This is a genomic window from Polymorphobacter megasporae (assembly GCF_018982885.2).
Lineage (GTDB): Bacteria > Pseudomonadota > Alphaproteobacteria > Sphingomonadales > Sphingomonadaceae > Polymorphobacter_B > Polymorphobacter_B megasporae.
In genome coordinates, this window is the sequence record NZ_CP081848.1 from 3,510,028 (window position 1) to 3,530,655 (window position 20,628).

Genomic DNA, 20,628 nt, shown 5'->3' on the forward strand with positions numbered 1-20,628 from the left:
CGTGACGCTGCACGCCCCCCAACATTCGCAAATTCCCCCGTCTGGCCGCATCCGACGGCTGACTAGATCCTACACAGTTATGATGTTCGATCCCGCGATTCTGGCGTCGCAGTAGCGATCAGAGTTAAAAGGCCCAGTTTACAAGGCCCGGACTGCCAAGCTCGAAAATACGAACCCCGAAATACTAAGCGCTAACTTCGACTCGGCGATTGGCGGCGTCTTCGGGCGAATGGCCCTTGAGCGTCTTGTCGGAGCCAAAGCCCTTCGCGGTCATGCGGCCTTTGTCGACGCCATTGCTCGACAGATAGTTGACGACCGATTGCGCGCGCGCCTGGCTGAGCGCCATGTTGACGTCGTGCGGGCCCGAGCTGTCGGTGTGGCCTTCGACGGTGAACGGGCGGTAGCTGCCGACGGCAACAAGGCTCTTGGCGAAACGATCGAGCGTCGCCTTGGCGGCGGCGGTGAGATCGGCCGAGCCCTTGACGAAGGTCATGCTGATATCGGCGCGGATCGCGCGTGACATGCTGCTCGCGGCGTTCGACATCGCGGTGCCGGCCGAGGCTGCGCCCGGCAGGCGCATCTGGCGAGTCTCGACCGTATCGGGGCACGAGCCGTCGGGAAGCTTTTTCGGGCAAGTCGGCTCTTCGGGCTTCGGCTTTGCGGCGAGGCTCTTGGCCAGGCCTTCGACATCCTGCGCGTGAACGGAAACCGCGCCCAAGCCCATCAGGCCGGCAGCGGCGAATGCGAGAAACGTCCGCACGATCTATCCTAACACGATTGCCCCGCGCAATATCAGCGCGGGTGCCGTGTAAGATGGTCGCAAGTGTTTCGTCAATTAAATTGTGCGTCCCGACTGCCGAAACGCCTGATTCGCGACAGAAACGAAAAGTCGAACAATGACGTTACGGTAACGTTACAATAACCATAGTAAGTGCCGATTTTTGCCTCTTAGCCAATCAGCGGCATCATTTGACGGCCGCCGTCGACGATCATCGAGCCCGCGACATAAACAATCACCGCGAGCCCGGCATAGGCGATCCAGTGATGACGCTCGATGATGCGCGCAATGTAGTTCGCCGCAACCGCCATCAGCGTCACCGACAGGGCAAGGCCGAAGAACAGCACTGCGGGATGATTGCGCGCCGCACCTGCGACCGCGAGGACATTGTCGAGGCTCATCGACAGGTCGGCGATCGCAACCTGGATTGCGGCGCGGGCAAAGCTTTTCGCGGGCTTGACCGCGACGGCGCCAGTCTCCGCTGCGGCGGGAGCCCGCTCGCCGCGAAGTTCGCGAAACAGCTTCCACCCGACCCAGAGCAACAGCAGTCCGCCCGCCAGCCGCAACCCGACGACGTCGAGCAGCCGCACTGCAAGAAAGGCGAACCCAACGAGGCAGACGAGCGCGATGCCGACGCCGAGCGTGAGGACGCGCTTGCGTTCGGCGGCGGGAAGCCCCGCTGCGAGCGTGCCGAGGATCACGACATTGTCGCCCGCCAGCATCAGGTCGATCATGATGACCTGGCCGAGTGCGGCGAGCCCGCCGGCGGTGAAGACGTCGGCGAAGAATTCCATTCCCGAGGATTACTTGGGCGGACGCAACATGGCAAACGGGTTGGCGCGCGCCTTGTCCGCCGCCGCGATCGCCTCGGCCTCGGCCTCGGTCGTCAGCAGGCGCTCGGCAGCGGCGCGGATCTCGGCGGGCGCGCGCGGATACGGATCGAGCGCGAGACCAAGCGACTGGGCGATCGCTTCGCCCAGATCGAGGTGATCACCGTCGAGCGGGACGACGTCGAGGTCGGAGTCGCCCAATTCGATCTCGTCGCCTTCGGGGACGTCATCGCTGAAGCGGAGGTCGACCAGCTCGGCGAGCGTGAAGGCGACCGGCTCGGCCGAGACGACGCACGCCTGTTCGCCCGCCGCATCGAAGCTGCCGGTGACGCGGATGCCGCCGGCGTCGCGGACGATCGTCAGGTCGGCGGTCAGCCGGTCGAGCGTCAGCAGGTCGAAGCGGGTGGCGAGCGCGATGCGCTCGAGCGGCTTCGCCTCGATCGCCTCGCGGCGCGGGCTTGTGCCGACGTCGTGCGCCCGGATGATCCGCGAGAATTCGGGGGTCACAGGCGGCCCCCGACGAGCGCGTCGAGCGGCACTGCATCGATCCGCGCCGCCAGCGCCCGCACCCGTCGACCCGCCCAGTCGACCGCCGCCGGATCGACCGGGGCACCGCGATACAGGTTGCGTGCGAGTGCAATTTCAAGCGCTTCGCCGCCGGCGAGTGCATCGCGATACGCTCCGAGCCGGCCGCCGAGCGCCGACACCATCTTGCCGACCTGCTTGCCGACGGTCGGATCGCCGATGCCGAGCTCACGCAGCGACCCGTCCATATCGGCGATGAAGCGCTCGGTCAGATCGGCCGAAAACTGTCTTTGCCCCTCCCCCTCGCGCTCCAGCCGCAGCAGGACCAACGCCAGACCAAGTGCGACCGCATCGAAGCGCCCGTCGACCGTATCGGGTACAGCTCCGGCCAGATACCAGTCGGGGGACCGTGCCTCGGCGACGATCGCGCGGTACAGTGCGTCGCCCGGCGGAGCGGTGCGGGCAGAGCGAAACAGGCGGTCGAAAAAGGTCATCTGTGGCGAAGCCTTGTCGGGATAGCGGCTTTCGGCATATTGAGGCGATCGACGCCGGGCGCAACGTGCCGCGGCGTCACGGGAGTTCAACGATGCGTTTCACGTTTCCGATCGCGGCCACGATCGCCGCGGCGTTGCTGGTGACTTCGGGCTGTTCGACGATCAAGCAGAACCAAGGCTATATCGTCGACGAGGCGCTGGTGACGTCGGTCCAGCCGGGCGTCGACAATAAGGATTCGGTGCAGAAGACACTCGGGCGTCCGACCTTTGCGGCGCAGTTCGACGCGGGCGAATGGTATTACATCTCGCGCAACACCCGCCAGATCGCGTTCCTGTACCCAAAGGCGCAGTCGCAGGGCATCATCAAGATTAGCTTCGACCCACGCGGCAACGTCACCAAGATCGAGCGCCGCGGGCTCGAGGAGGTCGTCAACGTTCGCCCGCTCCGCGAGAAGACCCCGACCCTCGGGCGCAACACCGGCATCTTCGAGGATATCTTCGGTGGCGTCGGCGCGTTCGGCAGCGCCAACACCCCGACGGATTCGGCAGGCGGTACCTCGACCGGACGCGACGGGCCGAAGTAGCTTAGTGTTCGTAGCCTAGCTTCGACGGCACATACGGCTGTCCGTCGAGGCCGAGCACGATCAGCCCCTCCCCTTCGCCGACCGACCCGACGAGCGTCGCACCGGGCATCGTCAAGCTCGGCGGCAGGGTGAACAGCAGCTCGTAATCGTCTCCCGCGCTCGCCAGCCCCGCTAGCCCGGCATCGTCGCGGGCGGTGCGTGCGGCGGCGGCGGGAGAAACCGGCAATAGCGCGAGGTCGATAGTGATTGCGACGCCGCTGGCCGACGCAAGGCGCTCGGCATCGATGAGCAGGCCATCGGACACATCCATCGCTGCCGTCGCTTGCCCGACCAGCAATTGGCCTAACGCCAGCCTCGGTTCGGGGCGGCGGTAGCGGTCGAGCAGAAACTTATCGGGAGCCGCCTCGCCCGTGGCGATCGCTAGCCCGAGTCCGGCGTCGCCGATCGTCCCGCTAACCCACAAGGTATCGCCCGGATTAGCACCGCTGCGCGCCAAAGCCTGCCCCGGCTCGACCTGCCCGATGGCGGTCAGCCCGAGCACTGCCGCCGCGAGCCCCGACACCGTGTCGCCGCCCCACAAGGGAACGCCCCAGCGGTCCATCGCCCGCTTCAGCCCGGCGGCGAATCCAGTGACCCACGCCTCGTCCTCTGCCGCGCTCAGCCCGAGGCCGAGCAGCACCCCCGCCGGGCGCGCGCCCATCGCCGCGAGGTCGGACAGATTTACCGCGAGCAGCTTCCACGCGACGTCGCTGGAATTGTCGCCGGGAAGATAGTGAACCCCGCTCGCGAGGATATCGTGGGTGAAGACGAGGTCGCGCCCGATCGGCGGACTGAATACCGCCGCGTCGTCGGCGAGACCGCGCGCTGTGCTGCTCGTCGCCAGCGGCGCGAGCAGCCGCGCAATCAGGTCGCGCTCACGCACCCGTCGTCGCGGAGGACCGCACCGACCGCGCAACCGCGTCGAGCAAGCCGTTGACGAACTTCGCCTCGCGCGGATCGTAGAAGGCGTGGGCGACGTCCATATATTCGTCGATGATCGTCGCCACCGGAACGTCGATGCGCGCGATCAGCTCATAGACCCCGGCGCGGAGCAGCCCGCGCATCGGCTTGTCGAGGCGGTCGAGCGCCCAGCCGTCGGCGAGGTTCGCTGAAATCAGCGCGTCGATCTCGCTCCCGCGGACAGTCGCGCCGGCGACCAGGTCGTCGAAGAACGCCGAATCCGCAGGACGATATTGCTCGTCGCCGATCGTCGCACCGAGCCGGTAATTGTGGAATTCGGTCAGGAGGCCCGGCACCGTCCCGCCGGTCATATCGCGCTGATAAAGCGCCTGCACTGCCGCCAATCGCGCCGCCGAACGGGCGTTACCGACCCGCGCCTTCTTCATCTTCGTCTGTGCCATGGCGGCGATGTAGCGGCGCAGGGCCGATATGTCACCCTCGCGGGAGCTGTCGCGGTCTCCGCGCCGCATCGACGATGCGCGCCGTCGAGAGGAGGATCGCGGCGACGAGGCCGCCGATTGCCAGCAGCCCCGCCGGAGTCGTCTCGACCCGTGCGCGCAGCCGCACCCCGCGCCCGAGGCGCAGGCTCGCCTCGGCACGCTGGGGAACCGAGAGAAAATGTGGCTGGGTTGTTAATGATTGCTGTGTCATCGGCGTAGGGTAAACCGGACCCGCCGCGCGCGGAAGTCGAGGGCGACGCGGCGGAACGCCTCCAGCACATCGGTGCCGAGCAGCAACGCCGGCTGATGCTCCAGCCCGAACAGGCGGAACGGCGGCGCATCGGCAAAGGCGACCCGCACGTTAGCAAGGTCGATGCCGCCGAGGTGGATATTCGCCACCGTCGCGAGGTTCGCGGTCAGCGTCTGGCCGGTCACGCTTGTCAGGATCACGGGCACCGGCACCGGCGGCCGCCGTGTCCCGAACACGCGCGACTCCAGCGCGAGATTACCCATCGTGATCTCCGACCCGGTATCGATCACCGCGTAGATCGGGATATTGCCGACGCGCGCCGCGGTGAGGATCAGCTGGCCGTTGCGGCGGCGCGCGGTGACGACGATCTCGTCGCCGCCACTGACCATCTCGGGCTTGCGCGAATCCTGGACGGTGATCGTCTTCTTATCGAAATCGAGCATCAGCCGCTGGTCGGCGAGCGCGTCGATCCCGACGAGGCCCTGTGCGCCGAGATAGCGTTCAGGCAGCGCCGGCGCGGCAATGTTGTCGATCACGCTCTGGCCGAGCTTGATCGTCTCGATCCGGACGGTGCCGACACGCGAGGCTCCGGCCATCCCCTGGAGCTTGACGATGTTCCCGGCAGGCAGCGCGAGTTGCGCCGCGAGACCCGATCCGATCACCGAGCGGTCGGCCCCCGAGTCGACGAGGAAGCGGTACGGCCCCTTGCCGTTGACCTCGACGGGAATGAACATCCGCGTCTTCGATTGCTCGGCGGCGACGGCGTCACCGGTGATTTCAAGCGTCTCGTCGATCGTTGCCGGCGGGATCGTCGGCAGGATCGGCGGCGCGGCATTGGTCGAAAGGGCCGCGAGCGCGGCGAGCATCGCGATACTCATGCTGCCGCATTGGTCCGTTTGAGGACGATCCGCAAGCGGCGCCTAGGCGGCGAAGCGCTCGCGCAGCGCTATCATCGCCAGCGCCGCCGTCGCCGCCTCCCCGCCCTTGTCCTTCTCTGACTTCCGCGCGCGCGCCCACGCCTGCGCCTCGTTCTCGACGGTCAGGATGCCGTTGCCAATCGCCAGGCCGTCGAGGGTTAGAGCCATGATCCCGCGCGCGCTCTCGGACGCGACGACCTCGAAGTGATACGTCTCGCCGCGGATGACGGTGCCGAGCGCGACGAAACCGTCGAACACATCCGACGCCAGCCCGATCGCCGCCGGGATTTCGAGCGCGCCCGGAACCGTGATCGTCTCGTGGGTGGCGCCCGCGGCGTCGAGCGTTGCCCGCGCCCCATCGAGCAGCGCGTCGGCGAGCGCATCGTAGAAGCGTGCTTCGACGATCAGGATGTGCGGCATGGTCGAAAGTCCTTTCTGCTCCCCTCCCCTTTAGGGGAGGGGTTGGGGGTGGGGGAGTCACCGCGAGCTGCATCGCCCGTGGCTCCCCACCCCCGGGCCGACGCAATCGCGTCGTCTCTCGCCCCTCCCCTGAAGGGAAGGGGTAGCCGCTAATCCGTTGCGCCGGGGATCGGCCGCTCGCCGACGACGGTCAAGCCATAGCCGGTCAGGCCAACGATCGTCCGGTGCGAATTGGTCAGCAGGACCATGTCGGTCACCCCAAGATCGACGAGAATCTGCGCGCCGATGCCATAATCGCGGAGCGCGACCGACTCACCATGCCCGCGCGCCAGCATCTGCGTCGAGATCGCGTCGGACCGCCCGTCGCGGATGATGACGACGATCCCCGCGCCCTCGTCGCCGATGATGTCCATCGCGCGCTGCAACTGGCCCGAGCGGCTGTCGTCCTCGGCGAACAGGTCGGTGAACATCGACATCGTGTGCATCCGCACCAGCGTCGGCTTGGCCGGGTCGATATGGCCCTTCTGCAGGACCATGTGCTCAGTCCCCTCGGCCTTGTTGACGTAGGCCTTCGCGGTCCAGCGCCCGCCGTGGCGGCTGTCGAGCGGGGTTTCAGCGAGGCAGGCGACGAGGTTATCGTGCTTCATCCGATAGGCGATCAAGTCGCGGATCGTGCCGATCTTGAGATCGTGCTCCGCGGCAAAGCCGAGCAAATCATCCAACCGCGCCATCGTCCCATCGTCGTTCATGATCTCGCAGATCACCCCCGACGGGTTGAGCCCGGCGAGGCGCGAGACGTCGACCGCCGCCTCGGTATGCCCGGCGCGGACGAGCACGCCGCCGTCGCGCGCGACGAGCGGGAAGACGTGGCCCGGGGTGACGATGTGGCTCGCGTCCTTCGAAGCGTCGATCGCCACCGCGACGGTTCGCGCACGGTCGGCGGCGCTGATCCCTGTGGTGACGCCGTCGCGCGCCTCGATCGACACAGTGAAGGCGGTCTCGTGGCGGGTGCCGTTGTGCCGCGCCATCAGCGGCAGGCCGAGCGACTTGACCCGGTCGGCGGCGAGCGCGAGGCAGATCAGCCCGCGGCCGTGCTTCGCCATGAAATTGATCGCCGCCGGGGTCGCCATCTGCGCCGGGATAATCAGGTCGCCCTCGTTCTCGCGGTCCTCGTCGTCGACGAGGATGAACATCCGGCCGTTCTTCGCTTCGTCGATGATCTCCTCAATCCCGACCAGCGCGCGCGGCGAGCTCCGCCGGGTGAGATAGGTTTCTAGCTTGCGCAGCGTGTCGCTCGTCGGATTCCAGTCGGGCTCGTCGAGATTGCGCAGCGAGTTGGCGTGGAGCCCAGCGGCGCGGGCGAGGCCCGAGCGGCTCTCATTACTGTCGCCGACCAGCATCCGAATTCGATCGATCGTTGTCATGCTTCACACCTCAATGTGAACCATGCAAGCGCCGATCACATCACAATGTCAACACGTCGCGCATGCGGCCGAGATAACGCGCGAGCACATCGATCTCGACGTTGACCTCGTCGCCGACAGCCAGCCCGCCGAAGGTCGTCCATTCACCCGTGTGCGGGATGATATTCAGGTCGAAGCGGACCCCGCCGTCGGCTCCCGGACCGACGCCGTTGACCGTCAGCGACACGCCGCTAAGCGCGACCGACCCCTTGGCCGCGATGAACGGCGCGACCGACGCGGGCGCTTCGATCGTCAGCTTGATCGAGCCGCCCTCGCGGTCGAGCGCGGCGACCCGCCCGACGGCGTCGACATGACCGGTGACGATGTGGCCGCCGAGCTCATCGCCGACCTTCAACGCGCGTTCGAGGTTGAGCCGCGCACCAGCCGTCCATTGCGCCGCAGCGCTGTGGCGGAGCGTCTCGCCGCTGACGTCGACGGCGAATTCGCCGGGTGCCTTGTCGACGACGGTCAGGCACACCCCCGAGCACGAAATCGACGCGCCGAGCGCAATGCCGGCGGTATCGTATCCGGTGGCGATGCGGACGCGAAGGTCGCCGCGCGGCTCGACCGCGGTGACGGTGCCGATGTCGGTGATGATGCCGGTAAACATGAACCCTGCCTATCGGACCCGGTCGTATTCCTCAACCCGGTCGGGGCCGAGCGTCAGTGCCGCGGCAAGCCGCCACCGGCCGTGCGCGCTGCTGAGGTCGGTCAGGCCGAGATCGCCGATACCGCGCCGCCCGCCGAGGATGATGGGCGCGCGGTAGATCAGCAGCCGGTCGACGCGATCGGCGGTAAGCAGCGAAGTCGCCACCCCCGCGCCGCCCTCGACAAGCACGGTCAGGATGCGCGGATCGACGTCGAGGTCGGACAGGTCGCGAAGGAGGCGCGCGCCGCCGATCCGCGCTTCCGCCGGGATCGCCTCGAGCGTCGCGCTCAGCACCGCCCGTTGTGGGGCGCGATCCTCGAGCCCGTCGAGACGGACATCGAGCATCGGATCGTCGGCGACCAGCGTCCCGCCGCCGACGACGATGAGGTCGCAGCGCGCGCGTTCGAGATGCGCGTGGCGTCGTGCTGCCGGGCCGGTGATCCAGCGGCTCGTCCCGTCGGCAAGCGCGATGCAGCCGTCGAGCGAGACCGCAAGCTTGAGCGTGATGTGCGCGCGGCCATGCCGCTGCCGCGTGAAGAAGCCCGGGTTGACCCGCTCGGCAGCTGTCGCGAGCGCCGGGGCCGCGACATCGACAACGATCCCCGCCGCGCGCAAACGGGCGACCCCGGCTCCGGCGGTGCGCGGATCGGGATCGATGCCGCTGGTGACGACGCGGGCGACCCGGGCGGCGATCAACAGGTCGCTGCACGCCGGGCCCCGCGTGGAGATATGCGCGCAGGGTTCGAGCGTGACGTAAGCGGTCGCTCCGCGCGCAGCGTCGCCCGCCGCCGCGAGCGCCATCGCCTCGGCATGCGGACGGCCGCCGGGTTGCGTCCAGCCGCGCGCGACGACGCGATTATCGGCGACGATGATGCAGCCGACGCTCGGATTGGGGCTGGTCCGTCCGACACCACGCTCGGCGAGGGCGAGCGCCGCCCCCAGCCATCGTGCGTCGCGAGCGTCGATCACGCCTTGGGTTTGGCGGCGGCGGTGGCGGCTGCAGACGGGGGCGGCGCGGGAGGCGCCGGCGCGACATAGCCCTCGGGTTGGAGGTTCTTCGGCTGCGCCGAAACGTACGCATCGTACTGGTTCTGCGCCTTGACGCGCGCCGGCCCCTGCAGCGTCGCGATATACGCGCGCGAAGCGGCCGCATCGGCGTGCGCGGCGGCCTCCTCGGCCGAGCGCTCGCGCTGGATGTCGGCGTCGCTGCGGGTCGCGGGCCAGCTCTTGACGAACACCACCGGCACGACTTTGCCCGAATAGCCCCAGCGGGATTCGAGCAGGAACAACGCCATGATCGCGCCGACGATCAGCAGGGCCAGCCCGCCGATGATCAGCCGCGATCGCGGTATGTCGCGCATCCGCTCGACCAACGATCCCGGCGACGGCGACGACGGCGGGGAGAATCCGGCATCCGGCCGCCACGCCCGCCGGGCCATCTCGAGCGGAGTCCGCGCCACGCGCCGGGCCTGGGGTTCGGACGCCTTCGACGGCAACAGTCGCGGGGGCGGCAACGGCGAAAACATCTTCATCGGCGGTTACTCCACCCCACTGATATAGTCGGGCGCAGCAGCCGCCGCCAGTCGTGCGAGCGACGCATCGCGCCCGATCAGCGGCAGCAGCGCCGCCATCTCGGGACCGCGGTCGCGCCCGGTCAGCGCGTGGCGCAGCGGGTGGAACAGCCCCCGCCCCTTGCGCCCCGACGCTGCCTTGAGCGCCGTCGTCCAGCGGCTCCAGATATCGTCGCTCCAGTCGAGGCCGGCCAGCGTGGAGCGCGCCGCATCGATGTAATCCCTGTCCTCGGCCTCGGGCGGCGCGACGACCGGCCCGGCGATCACGCCCCACCAATCGGCCGCCTCGGCGACCGTCGACAGGTTGCCGCGCACCGCATCCCAAGCCTGCAGGGTCATCGCGGGCGGCAGCCGGTCAGCGGCTGCGGCAAAGTCGAGGCCGTGGATCGTCCGCGCATTGAGCTGCGCCAGTTCAGCCGGATCGAAGCGCACCGTCGACCGACCGAACGCGGCGAAGTCGAATCCGGCAATCAATGCCGCGTCGTCGGCGGGTTCGGTCGCCACGCTGGTGCCGAGCCGGGCGAGGAACGCGCGCACCGCCCCCGGCTCGATCCCCGCGTCGCGCCATTCGGCGCCCCCGGCGGACCCGAGCCGCTTCGACAACGCCGCGTCGGCCCCGGTCAGCAGCGGCAGATGCGCGAGCGCGGGCGGCGCTGCCCCGAGCGCCGCCAACATCTGGAGCTGGACCCCCGAATTGGTGACGTGATCCTCGCCGCGCACGATCGTCGTGATGCCGAGATCGATATCGTCGACCACCGACGGCAGCATATACAGCCACGACCCATCGGCGCGGCGGACGACCGGATCGGACAGCGACGCAGGATCGATGTGACACGCGCCACGAACCAGATCGTGCCAGACGACCGGCGCAGCGGTGTCGAGCCGGAAGCGCCAGTGCGGCGCGATGCCCCGAGCGGCGAAGTCGTCGTGATCGGCGTCGGTCAACGCGAGCGCGGTGCGATCGTACACCGGCGGCAGCCCGCGCGACGCCTGCACCCGTCGCTTGAGGTCGAGCTGCTCGGGCGTGTCGTACGCGCGATACGCCCGCCCCGCCGCCGCCAGCCGCGCAAGCGCCGCCTCGTACAGCGCGAACCGGTCCGACTGGCGCACCTCGGCATCGGGAGTCAGCCCAAGCCAGTCGAGGTCGTCACGAATTGCCTGCGCCGACGCCTCCGACGACCGCGCCAGGTCGGTATCGTCGAGCCGCAGCACGAACCGCCCGCCCTGCTGCCGCGCGTACAGCCAGTTGACCAGCGCAGTGCGGATGTTTCCGGCGTGGAGGCTGCCGGTCGGGGATGGGGCGAAGCGGGTGACTGTCATGGGCGTAACCCCGGCTGCCGACGCATCAGGATGTCGGGTTCTTGCTTGCAGCGAAGATAGACCGGACGGCCATCGATGCTTTCGCCCTCGAACTGGGTGGGAAAATGATTTGTGGTCCGGCGGAGGGTGGCGAGGGTCAACACGTCGGGAGTCTAGCATGCCTCGGCGACGACAGGATGAAAAATGGGATCGGACCAGCGCTAACTGCTCGTCCGGAATGCATTCGTGATCGGATACCGCCGGTCCCGCCCAAAATTGCGCCGCCCGATCTTCACCCCCGGCGGGGCTTGGCGGCGCTTGTATTCGGCGACGTAGAGCAGGCGTTCGATCTTCGCCACGAGCGCCGTATCGAGCCCGGTCGCGGCAAGGTCGGCGACCGACTGCTCGTTCTCGACCAGGCCGATCAGGATGCGGTCGAGGATATCGTACGGCGGCAGGCTGTCGTCGTCGCGCTGGTTGTCGCGCAGTTCGGCGGTCGGCGGCTTGTCGATCACCCGCTGCGGCATCACCGGACCCTTTGGGCCGAGCCCGAGGCGCGGATGGTTCGCGTTACGCCACTCGCACAGCTTGAACACCGTCGTCTTGTAGACGTCCTTGAGGACCGAATAGCCGCCCGCCATGTCGCCGTAGATCGTCGCATAGCCGGTCGACATCTCGCTCTTGTTGCCTGTCGTCAGCAGCATCGGCCCGAACTTGTTCGACAGCGCCATCAGGCTCAACCCGCGAATCCGCGACTGGATATTCTCCTCGGCGATATCGCGCGACCGCCCATCGAACAATGGCGCGAGCATATCGTCGAACGCCGTCATCGCCGGCAGGATCGGCACGGTGTCGAGGCGGCAGCCGAGCAGCCGCGCGCACTCGGCGGCGTCCTCGAGGCTGTCACCGACGGTGAAGCGCGACGGCAGCATCACGCACCACACGCGGTCGGCCCCGAGCGCATCGACCGCGACCGCCGCCGACAGCGCGCTGTCGATCCCGCCCGACAGGCCGAGGACGACCCCGGGAAAGCGGTTGCGGTTCACATAATCGCGCAGGCCGACAACCATCGCGTGATAGATGCCGGGAAGGTCGTCATCGAGGACGCTCAGCGTCCCGCGCGCGCACGACCATCCCGCCGCGCCGCGCGTCCACCGCGTCGTCACCAGCGCCTCGTCCCAGTTGGGAAACTGCCATGCGGTCGAGCGGTCGGCATTGAGGATGAAGCTTGCGCCGTCGAACACGAGTTCGTCCTGCCCGCCGACGCGGTTGAGATAGGTGAGCGGCAGCCCGGTCTCGACGACGCGCGAGACGCTCAGCGATAGCCGCCGGTCGTCCTTGCCGACCTCAAACGGCGAGCCGTTGGGGACGATCAGCATTTCCGCCCCGGTCTCGGCGAGGCATTCGGTGACCTCGGGGGTCCAGATATCCTCGCAGATCGGCACCCCGAGCCGGACCCCGCGGAACGCCAGCGGCCCCGGCAGCGGTGCGCTGGCGAAGACACGCTTCTCGTCGAAGGTGCCGTAATTGGGCAGGTCGTGCTTGCGCGTCACCGCGACGATCTTGCCGCCGTCGAGCAGCGCCATCGCGTTGAAAAGCCGCCCGTCCTCGACCCACGGCAGCCCGACGAGCATCCCCGGGCCGCCATCCCCGGTCGCCGCTGCAAGCCGGTCGAGTTCGACCGCGCAACGCTCGACCGCCGCGGGCTTGAGCACGAGGTCCTCGGGCGGGTAACCGATCAGCGACAGTTCGGGCGTCACGAGCAGGTCGGCTCCGCTCGCCGCCACTCGCGCGCCAAGCATCGCGTCGGCGTTGCCGCGCAAGTCGCCGACGCTCGCGTTCGATTGGTGGAGGGCGATCGTCAGCGTATCGGTCATGCCCGGGATGTAGGCGAAGACCGGGGATGCGTCATCCCCGCCTCGACGTCACGTCGCTATTGCCGCTCGCCGAACGAAATCGGATACGCCGCCGACCGCACCGCGATCATCGGGTCGGCGGGAGCGATCCCGGAGGGGACGTTGTTCGGCAAGAAGATCAGCCGCTTGTCGTCCCCGGCCTGATCCGCCGACAATTTGGTGATCGTGATCGTCCCGAGTTTGACCAGCCGCCTTGTGTTGGGCCACGCGATCGATGGATCGTCGATCCTGTCGCCGGGCGCGGCGATCTGCGCGAACCAGTCGAAGCGAATCGGCCCGGCTTTGACCCGCTTGGCGATCTCGGTCGCGAGATAGCCGGGGGCGCGCTGCTTGAGTGCGGCGGCATCGAGGTAATGCTCGCCCGCCGCGGGGACGAAGCGGTAGCGGACGGCCGTCGCATGCCCCTTGGCGTCGGTGAAGCTGAACGCGTTGACCCCGAAATAGGCGTTGGTCGCATAGCTTTCGGGTGCGGGCTTCTGCGTCGTCAGGAACGTCGCGGCGATCGGATGCGCACCGAGGAAGCGGTCGAGCGATGTCGGCTTCGCCACCCCGGGACCGCTCGTCCCGACGGCGTGGAACAGTTCGCCGAACTCGGCCGCCGTCTTGACCGGGAAGCCGTTGAAGCCGTGCGCGACGATGTCCATCGTTGCGTCGTCGGCCGGCCCGAACTTGATCGCCATGCCGCGCGGACTGGCATTGGGGTCGGCGTCGGGGATGTTGGGGATGCCGGTAAAGTCGGAAAAGCGTACGGTCACCGCGATCGGCCGGGTGAAGATCGCGGCCTTGCTCAAGCTGCGCGCGCCAGCATCGGGGGTGAAGTTGCCCGTCAGGACGATGCCCTTGGCGTGGACCGCGCGCGCATGATGCTCGCCGAATGCACTGTGCAAGTCGCTGACCAACTTGGCGGGCAAGTCATCCTGCGCCGTGGCAGGCGACACCACCAGTGCAGCGAGCGCACCGAGCATCCACCGGCTGCTAAGAAACCAGCGGCGATTGATCGACCGATCTTCAAACATCTTTGCGCCCCCCAGCGTATCGATAAGCTGACACCATAGCCGACGTCGATTACCGTTCGATTACTATCTGCCCGTCGACATTGCTCCAGAATGGCAATCAGCACCGAGATGGTTGGATCAAGCTGGTGACGCGGTTAACCGAACCCGCTACGAGCCTCTAAATGGGGCCGACACCGATCATCTGCGCGCTGATCGGCTATGTCCTCGGGGCGATCCCCTTCGGGCTGTTGCTGACCCGCGTATTCGGCGCGGGCGACCTCCGCGCGATCGGTTCGGGCAATATCGGCGCGACCAACGTGCTGCGGACCGGGCGCAAGGGGTTGGCGGCGGCGACGCTGCTGCTCGATGGCGGCAAGGGCGCGGCGGCGGTTCTGCTGACGCGGCACTTCACCGGCAGTGAGCATATCGCCGCGATCGCTGGCTTCGCCGCGTTCGGCGGGCATTTGTTTCCGGTCTGGCTCAACTTTCGCGGCGGCAAGGGGGTGGCGACGATGCTCGGCGTCAGCCTCGCCGGCTGGTGGCCTGCCGGGGTCGCGGCGCTGCTGGTTTGGCTGATCGGCGCGGTCGTGACGCGTTATTCCTCGGTCGGCGGGATGATGGCGGCGGTCGCGAGCGCGGTCCTGTTCACCGTCGCCCGGACGACGGTGCCGCTCGATGCGACATGGACGCTTACGGCATGGGCGATGACGGCGCTGCTGATGCTCAAGCACGGCGACAATATCCGGCGTTTGCGCGCGGGGACCGAGAGCAAGATCGGCGCGAAGAGTCCGCCGGGCGACCCTGACCCGCCGCTTGGCCACAACGGCGGTCCAGCGCTCGACGATACCCACGGCACCCGGTGAGCGACGACGTCGCGCGCCTCCGCCTGATCCGCAGCGACAACGTCGGCCCGGTCACCTACCGACAGCTTCTTCGACGCTTCAGCACCCCGCAAGCCGCCCTCGACGCCCTCCCCGACCTCGTCCGCCGTGGTGGCGGAGCGGCGCGGATCGCGACCGCCGCCGATGCCGAAACCGAACTCGCGGCGGTCGCCAAATTCGGCGGGCAGTTCGTCTTCATCGGCACCGGCCTCTACCCGTGGCTCCTCGCCCAGACCGAAACCGCGCCCCCTGCGCTCGCGGTCAAGGGCGACCTCGGCCTGCTCGAACGCCCGTGCGTGGCAATGGTCGGCGCGCGCAATTCAAGCGCGGCGGCGGTGCGCTTCGCCCGCGAACTCGCCACTGAATTATCGCAAGCCGACCTCGTCGTCGTATCGGGGCTCGCACGCGGGATCGACTCGGCGGCACATCAGGGGGCGCTCGACGGCGGCACGATCGGGGTCATCGCCGGGGGGCTCGACAATGTCTATCCGCCCGAGAACGCCAGCCTGCAGGCGTCGATCGGGGCTTCGGGGCTGGTTGTGGCCGAACAGCCGCTGGGCACGAGCCCGCAGGCGCGCCACTTCCCCCGCCGCAACCGCATCATTGCAGGGCTGTGCGCCGGAACGATCGTCGTCGAGGGCGCATTGAAGTCGGGGTCGCTGATCACCGCGCGGATCGCCGCCGAGGCCGGGCGCGAGGTGATGGCGGTGCCGGGCTCGCCGCTCGACCCGCGCGCACAGGGGTGCAACCAGTTGATCCGCGAGGGCGCGACGCTGATCCAGACCGCCGCCGACGTCCTCGAAGCGCTCGGCACCGTCGGCGGCCAGATCGGCGGCCGCCTGCTCTCGCCCGGCACCGCGTGGGACCCCGGCCCGGTTGCGCTCGACGCCGACGACATCACGCGCGACCACATCATCGGACTGCTGTCGCCGACCCCGGTCGCGATCGACGAACTGGTCCGCCAGAGCGGCTGCGCGGCGGCGACGGTCGCAGGGGTGTTGCTCGATCTGGAGCTGTGCGGGGGGCTGGTTCGGCACGCGGGAGGACGTGTGGCGCGGGCCTAGCTCTGCTGAAGCAGCGCGCCGTAATCCTGTGCACCATGCACGACGGCCATTATCGTGACTTCGTTTCGGCCGACCGTGAAAGCAATCAACGTCCGTTTCCGATATGCCAATATGCGAAGCGCCGGCAGAATGTCGTCGCGCTTCGTGCCCCGCATGGGAAAGTCCTCGAGGCTGTCGCACCGTGCGACGATTCACTTGATAAAACGGGCGGCAATTGCCAGCGAGCTTTCGTCGGCGATGTAGCTCGATAACGCGGCCAGATCGGCCAGAGCGGCGGCCGTGTAGACGACGCGATGCGTCACGTCCGATCGGCGACGGCGTGCCGTTCGGCGATATGTGCGAGAACCTCTTCGGACGTATAGACGTGCGTCGGATCGGCCTGCCATGCCTCACACGCCGGGACGACCTTCTCGCGCAGCCACCTCTCGACCCGCAGATCTGGCCCCATCAACACTTCGAGACCGTCCAGGATGACATCACCCGGGCTATCGTATTCCCCAGTCGCGACCTTGTTGCGAACCTTCTCCGCCAACTCGTTGGGTAGCGTGATGATGAATTCCTGGGTTGCCATTGCGCCATCCTCCGGATCGAAGATCCAACATAGATCGTAAGTGCCCCTGCCTCAACGCGGCGATCACCATTGCTGTCCTACACCCCGACGTTCAGCATATGATCGAGCCTTCGAGTCGCCACCGGGCGGCGGTCGCGCTCTTTCTCATCGTCAGCCATCTGCCTCCCCACGGTCGCACCCCGTGCAGACGTTATCCACATCGTTCCCGAAACGCTGGTCATCGCGATTTCAATGTTCAAAACCGTGAACTTCGTGTGACCTTTCGCGCCGACCGACCAGACCGTTAATAAAATCTTTACCGAAAGATCATGTCCGTAATTGTACGCTCCCCTTGCCACCGCCCCCATATAGCGCGTAGGGGCCGCCGCGTTTGGCCCGGGAGAACATTGCATGGACGTCGTGATCGTCGAGTCACCCGCGAAGGCCAAAACGATCAACAAGTACCTCGGGTCGAACTACGTCGTCCTCGCGAGCTATGGCCATGTCCGCGACCTGCCGCCGCGCGACGGGTCGGTCGAAACCGAGAATGGCTTCGCGATGCACTGGGAGTTGTACGGCGACAAGGCCAAGCAGCTCAAGGCGATCTCGGACGAGGTCAAGAAGGCCGACCACGTCATCCTCGCGACCGACCCCGACCGCGAGGGCGAGGCGATCGCATGGCACCTGCTCGAATGGATCAAGGGCAAGAAGGGCCTGATGCCGAAGGGCGGCGCGACGCGCGTCACCTTCAACGAGATCACCAAGACCGCGATCCTCGCCGCGATGGGCCGACCGCGCGAAGTCGACGGCGACCTCGTCGATGCCTACCGCGCCCGCCGCGCCCTCGACTACCTCGTCGGCTTCAACCTCTCCCCCGTCCTCTGGCGCAAGCTGCCCGGCGCGAAGTCCGCCGGCCGTGTCCAGTCGGTCGCGCTGCGCATCGTCGTCGACCGCGAGCGCGAGATCGAGACCTTCGTCAACCGCGAATACTGGACCGTCGAGGCCAGCCTCGCGACGGTTGCCGGGGCATCGTTCGTCGCCCGGCTGACGCACTGGAACGGCAAGAAGCTCGACCGTTTCGACCTGTCCGAAGTCGTCGCCGCGCAGCAGGCGCGCGCCGATGTCGAGGCGGGCAAGTTCACCATCAGCGCGGTCGAGACCAAGCCCGCGACGCGCAACCCCTACCCGCCGTTCACCACCTCGACGCTCCAGCAGGAGGCGTCGCGCAAGCTCGGCTTCACCGCCAGCCACACGATGCGCGTCGCCCAGTCGCTCTACGAGGACGGCCACATCACCTATATGCGGACCGATGGCGTCCAGGTCGCAGGCGAGGCGATCGAGCAGGCGCGGGCAGTCATCGCCGAGGATTTCGGCGGCGGTGAGAACGTTCTGCCCGCCAAGCCGCGCCACTATGCGACCAAGGCAAAGAACGCGCAGGAAGCGCATGAGGCGATCCGCCCGACCGACCTGACCCGGCGTCCGGGCAGCGGCATCTCGGGCGACAATGGCAAGCTGTACGCGCTGATCTGGAAGCGGACGATCGCGTCGCAGATGGCGTCGGCGAAGATGGAGCGGACCGCGGTCGACCTGACCGACGCCGCGGGCAAGGCGACGCTGCGTGCGAGCGGGCAGGTCATCCTCCACCCCGGCTTCCTCGCGGTCTACACCGAGGACCGCGACGACGCCCCGGTCGACGGTGAGGACGCCGACGACACGCGCCGCCTGCCCAAATTGGTGCAGGGCGAGAAGCCGCAGGTCACCGCCGCGCGCGCCGACCAGCACTTCACCGAGCCGCCCCCGCGTTATTCGGAAGCCTCGCTGGTTAAGCGCCTCGAAGAACTCGGGATCGGCCGCCCGTCGACCTATGCCTCGATCCTCCAGACGCTGCGCGACCGGCTGTATGTCCGGATGGAGAAGAACCGCTTCTTCGCCGAGGAAAAGGGGCGGCTGGTGACTGCCTTCCTCGAACGCTATTTCGAGAAGTACGTCAGCTACGACTTCACCGCAGAGCTCGAAACGCGGCTCGACGAAGTGTCGGCGGGCGACCTCGATTACCTCACCGTCCTCAGCGACTTCTGGAAGGACTTCTCGCCGAAGACCAAGGAAGTCCTCGAAATCCGCCCGTCGGACGTCACCGTCGCGCTCGACGAATTCCTGTCGCCGTTCCTGTTCCCGCCGAAGGAGGACGGCTCCGACCCGCGCCTCTGCCCGACGTGCGGCACCGGTCGCCTCGGCCTCAAGACCGGCAAGTTCGGCGCGTTCGTATCGTGCTCGAACTACCCGGACTGCCGCTACACCCGCCAGTTCGGCGAGGGCGGCGAGCTCAAGGAATCGACTGGGCCGGTCGTGCTCGGCGACGACCCGACGACCGGCCAGCCAGTCAGCCTGCGCTCCGGCCGTTTTGGGGCTTACGTCCAGCTCGGCGAGGACGGCGCCAAGGGCGACCCCAAGCCGCCGCGCGCGTCGATCCCCAAGGACATGCCGGTAACGGGCGAGGAGCATCTCGACACCGCGCTCCAGCTGCTGTCGCTGCCGCGTGAGGTCGGCCTCCACCCCGAGACCGGCAGCCCGATCACCGCGAGCATCGGCCGCTATGGCCCCTATCTCGCCCACGCCGGCAAATACGCCCGGCTGACGTCGAGCGCGGAGGTGTTCGAGACCGGCATGAACTCGGCGGTGGCCAAGCTCGCCGACGCCGCGGCAAACCCGGGCCGGGCCCGCAATGCCCCACAGGCCTTGCGTGAAGTCGGACCGCATCCGGTTTCGGGCAGCGTCATCAAGCTGATGGAAGGCCGCTTCGGTCCCTACCTGACCGACGGAACGACCAACGCCAACGTGCCGAAGGGCGAGGACGGCATGGCGCTATCGCTCGACGCGGCGGCAGCGTTGATCGACGCACGCGCGGCGATGCCGGCCAAGGGCAAGAAACGCCCCACGAAAGCCCCCGCTCGGAAGGCGCCCGCCAAGACCGCCGCCGCCAAGCCGAAAGCTACAAAATCCGTGAAAAAGTAACCTTTAATCACAGTCGGTTCTGGTAGATTACTCGAATTTATCGATGAGTTAATCATCCATTATTCCGATATCGTCGGGATATCTTACAGTTGTCGCGCGCTTTTCGTGGGTAGATTGTCCAACCCACTGGAATGGCGTCGGGTGTTGACTTGGCACTGTCTTTGCATCGTTCTCGTTACGTAATCGAAACGAGGATTTGTGATGACTCAGCTCACCACCACCAAGCTTGCCGCCATGACCGTCCTCGCCTTCGCCGGCATTGCGGCAAGTTCGGCCAGTGCCGTCACCGTCATTTCGGTGGAAGCGGCCGGCGTGCAGAGCACCACTGTCGCGCTGTCGCGGTCAGGCGTCGAAGCCTTTTCGGGACCGGCCGGAACTAACGTAACGTTAACGACCGATTTCGGCGGCAGCAGCTATAGCGGTGTCTATTCAGCGCACGACGTTATTGCCACCGGCACGCAGTATGGCGGTGCCGGCGGATCGGGTTACTTCACGATGGGTCACGGCACCGTCACGATCGACATCACCGGTCCGGCAAATTACTTCGGGCTGTGGGCATCGGCGATCGACACGAACAACGCAATCGAATTCTGGCGCGGCGGTGTCGAGGTCGACCATATCTCGCCGCTGGCGATGGGGCTTGAAGCGAGCTACCTCGGCAACCCGAATGCGTCGTTTCTCGGCAAGGACCGGGCCCAGGCGTTCGCATTCATCAACTATCACGTCTTCGGCGGCTTCGATCAGGTTCGCCTGATCCAGGGCTACGGCGGCATGTTCGAGAACGACAACAATACCGTCGGGCTCATCCCCGAACCGACATCGTGGCTCCTGCTCCTCGCGGGCTTCGGGCTCGTCGGCCTGCGTTTGCGCCGCGCACCGACACGGGTCGTTCTCGCCTGATCCTCGGCACGACAGGCATCGCAAAGGGCTGCCCTACGCAAGGGCAGCCCTTTTTGATTGCGGGAGGTCGGGTGTAGCCTCACAAGCTTGA

General features: G+C 67.3%; 23 protein-coding genes. 5 read left to right on the forward strand and 18 right to left on the reverse strand.

The window, feature by feature from the left end:
• Positions 1 to 184 precede the first annotated feature (184 nt).
• The 4 genes from KTC28_RS16340 to KTC28_RS16355 all read right to left on the reverse strand — a co-directional run bounded on the left by KTC28_RS16340 (position 185) and on the right by KTC28_RS16355 (position 2,627).
• Entirely contained in the window at positions 185 to 760 is a 576-nt protein-coding gene (locus tag KTC28_RS16340; protein WP_216709893.1) for an OmpA family protein, read from the reverse strand.
• Between the two features lie 188 nt (positions 761 to 948).
• Positions 949 to 1,572 (reverse strand): YjbE family putative metal transport protein, encoded by a 624-nt coding sequence (locus KTC28_RS16345; protein WP_216709894.1) that lies wholly within the window; start codon positions 1,570 to 1,572, stop codon positions 949 to 951.
• A gap of 9 nt (positions 1,573 to 1,581) precedes the next feature.
• Entirely contained in the window at positions 1,582 to 2,115 is a 534-nt protein-coding gene (locus tag KTC28_RS16350; protein WP_216709895.1) for a YceD family protein, read from the reverse strand.
• Positions 2,112 to 2,627 (reverse strand): ubiquinol-cytochrome C chaperone family protein, encoded by a 516-nt coding sequence (locus KTC28_RS16355; RefSeq protein WP_216709896.1) that lies wholly within the window; start codon positions 2,625 to 2,627, stop codon positions 2,112 to 2,114. Before KTC28_RS16355 ends, KTC28_RS16350 begins: the two co-directional genes overlap by 4 nt.
• Positions 2,628 to 2,719: 92 nt before the next feature.
• On the opposite strand from KTC28_RS16355, the gene KTC28_RS16360 reads away from it, so the two are divergent.
• A complete protein-coding gene (locus KTC28_RS16360; protein ID WP_216709897.1) occupies positions 2,720 to 3,211 on the forward strand; it encodes an outer membrane protein assembly factor BamE in 492 nt (163 codons plus the stop codon).
• Between the two features lies 1 nt (position 3,212).
• On the opposite strand, the gene thiL is transcribed toward KTC28_RS16360, so the two are convergent.
• The 12 genes from thiL to KTC28_RS16420 all read right to left on the reverse strand — a co-directional run bounded on the left by thiL (position 3,213) and on the right by KTC28_RS16420 (position 14,151).
• A complete protein-coding gene (thiL, locus tag KTC28_RS16365) occupies positions 3,213 to 4,133 on the reverse strand; it encodes a thiamine-phosphate kinase (protein WP_216709898.1) in 921 nt (306 codons plus the stop codon).
• Complete coding sequence (nusB, locus tag KTC28_RS16370; protein WP_216709899.1) at positions 4,126 to 4,611, reverse strand: transcription antitermination factor NusB; 486 nt, start codon at positions 4,609 to 4,611, stop codon at positions 4,126 to 4,128. Before nusB ends, thiL begins: the two co-directional genes overlap by 8 nt.
• A gap of 31 nt (positions 4,612 to 4,642) precedes the next feature.
• Positions 4,643 to 4,861, reverse strand: coding sequence for a hypothetical protein (locus KTC28_RS16375; RefSeq protein WP_216709900.1), 219 nt, complete (start codon positions 4,859 to 4,861; stop codon positions 4,643 to 4,645).
• Positions 4,858 to 5,778: an aspartyl protease family protein gene (locus KTC28_RS16380; RefSeq protein ID WP_216709901.1), complete on the reverse strand. Its 921-nt coding sequence runs from the start codon at positions 5,776 to 5,778 to the stop codon at positions 4,858 to 4,860. Before KTC28_RS16380 ends, KTC28_RS16375 begins: the two co-directional genes overlap by 4 nt.
• 42 nt (positions 5,779 to 5,820) lie before the next feature.
• Positions 5,821 to 6,237, reverse strand: a complete 417-nt coding sequence (gene ribH / locus KTC28_RS16385) for a 6,7-dimethyl-8-ribityllumazine synthase (RefSeq protein WP_216709902.1) — start codon at positions 6,235 to 6,237, stop codon at positions 5,821 to 5,823.
• A gap of 149 nt (positions 6,238 to 6,386) precedes the next feature.
• Positions 6,387 to 7,661, reverse strand: coding sequence for a 3,4-dihydroxy-2-butanone-4-phosphate synthase (gene ribB, locus KTC28_RS16390; RefSeq protein ID WP_216709903.1), 1,275 nt, complete (start codon positions 7,659 to 7,661; stop codon positions 6,387 to 6,389).
• Positions 7,662 to 7,701: 40 nt separating this feature from the next.
• On the reverse strand, positions 7,702 to 8,310 hold the full coding sequence (locus KTC28_RS16395; protein WP_216709904.1) for a riboflavin synthase: 609 nt from the start codon (positions 8,308 to 8,310) through the stop codon (positions 7,702 to 7,704).
• A gap of 9 nt (positions 8,311 to 8,319) precedes the next feature.
• Positions 8,320 to 9,315: a bifunctional diaminohydroxyphosphoribosylaminopyrimidine deaminase/5-amino-6-(5-phosphoribosylamino)uracil reductase RibD gene (gene ribD / locus KTC28_RS16400; protein WP_216709973.1), complete on the reverse strand. Its 996-nt coding sequence runs from the start codon at positions 9,313 to 9,315 to the stop codon at positions 8,320 to 8,322.
• On the reverse strand, positions 9,315 to 9,881 hold the full coding sequence (locus KTC28_RS16405) for a hypothetical protein (protein WP_216709905.1): 567 nt from the start codon (positions 9,879 to 9,881) through the stop codon (positions 9,315 to 9,317). Before KTC28_RS16405 ends, ribD begins: the two co-directional genes overlap by 1 nt.
• A gap of 6 nt (positions 9,882 to 9,887) precedes the next feature.
• Positions 9,888 to 11,240: a glutamate--tRNA ligase gene (locus KTC28_RS16410; RefSeq protein ID WP_216709906.1), complete on the reverse strand. Its 1,353-nt coding sequence runs from the start codon at positions 11,238 to 11,240 to the stop codon at positions 9,888 to 9,890.
• A gap of 200 nt (positions 11,241 to 11,440) precedes the next feature.
• Complete coding sequence (locus KTC28_RS16415; protein ID WP_216709907.1) at positions 11,441 to 13,096, reverse strand: NAD+ synthase; 1,656 nt, start codon at positions 13,094 to 13,096, stop codon at positions 11,441 to 11,443.
• A 56-nt stretch (positions 13,097 to 13,152) separates the two neighbouring features.
• A complete protein-coding gene (locus KTC28_RS16420; RefSeq protein ID WP_255602103.1) occupies positions 13,153 to 14,151 on the reverse strand; it encodes a catalase family peroxidase in 999 nt (332 codons plus the stop codon).
• A 161-nt stretch (positions 14,152 to 14,312) separates the two neighbouring features.
• Between KTC28_RS16420 and plsY the strand changes: the two genes are divergently transcribed.
• Positions 14,313 to 14,993, forward strand: a complete 681-nt coding sequence (gene plsY / locus KTC28_RS16425; protein WP_216709908.1) for a glycerol-3-phosphate 1-O-acyltransferase PlsY — start codon at positions 14,313 to 14,315, stop codon at positions 14,991 to 14,993.
• The gene (gene dprA / locus KTC28_RS16430; RefSeq protein ID WP_216709909.1) at positions 14,990 to 16,075 is read left to right on the forward strand and encodes a DNA-processing protein DprA; all 1,086 of its coding nucleotides are present in this window, start codon (positions 14,990 to 14,992) and stop codon (positions 16,073 to 16,075) included. Before plsY ends, dprA begins: the two co-directional genes overlap by 4 nt.
• Here dprA and KTC28_RS23315 read toward each other — a convergent pair.
• Together KTC28_RS23315 and KTC28_RS16440 are read right to left on the reverse strand one after the other, a co-directional pair.
• Positions 16,072 to 16,230, reverse strand: a complete 159-nt coding sequence (locus KTC28_RS23315; RefSeq protein WP_216709910.1) for a type II toxin-antitoxin system RelE/ParE family toxin — start codon at positions 16,228 to 16,230, stop codon at positions 16,072 to 16,074. The two genes, dprA and KTC28_RS23315, sit on opposite strands and share 4 nt — an antisense overlap.
• Positions 16,231 to 16,373: 143 nt before the next feature.
• Complete coding sequence (locus tag KTC28_RS16440; RefSeq protein ID WP_216709911.1) at positions 16,374 to 16,646, reverse strand: ribbon-helix-helix domain-containing protein; 273 nt, start codon at positions 16,644 to 16,646, stop codon at positions 16,374 to 16,376.
• Between the two features lie 390 nt (positions 16,647 to 17,036).
• Between KTC28_RS16440 and topA the strand changes: the two genes are divergently transcribed.
• Positions 17,037 to 19,637 carry a type I DNA topoisomerase gene (gene topA / locus KTC28_RS16445; protein ID WP_216709912.1) on the forward strand — a complete coding sequence of 867 codons (2,601 nt, stop codon included), beginning with the start codon at positions 17,037 to 17,039 and terminating at the stop codon, positions 19,635 to 19,637.
• A gap of 201 nt (positions 19,638 to 19,838) precedes the next feature.
• Positions 19,839 to 20,537: an Npun_F0296 family exosortase-dependent surface protein gene (locus KTC28_RS16450; RefSeq protein ID WP_216709913.1), complete on the forward strand. Its 699-nt coding sequence runs from the start codon at positions 19,839 to 19,841 to the stop codon at positions 20,535 to 20,537.
• The last annotated feature ends 91 nt before the right edge of the window (positions 20,538 to 20,628 follow it).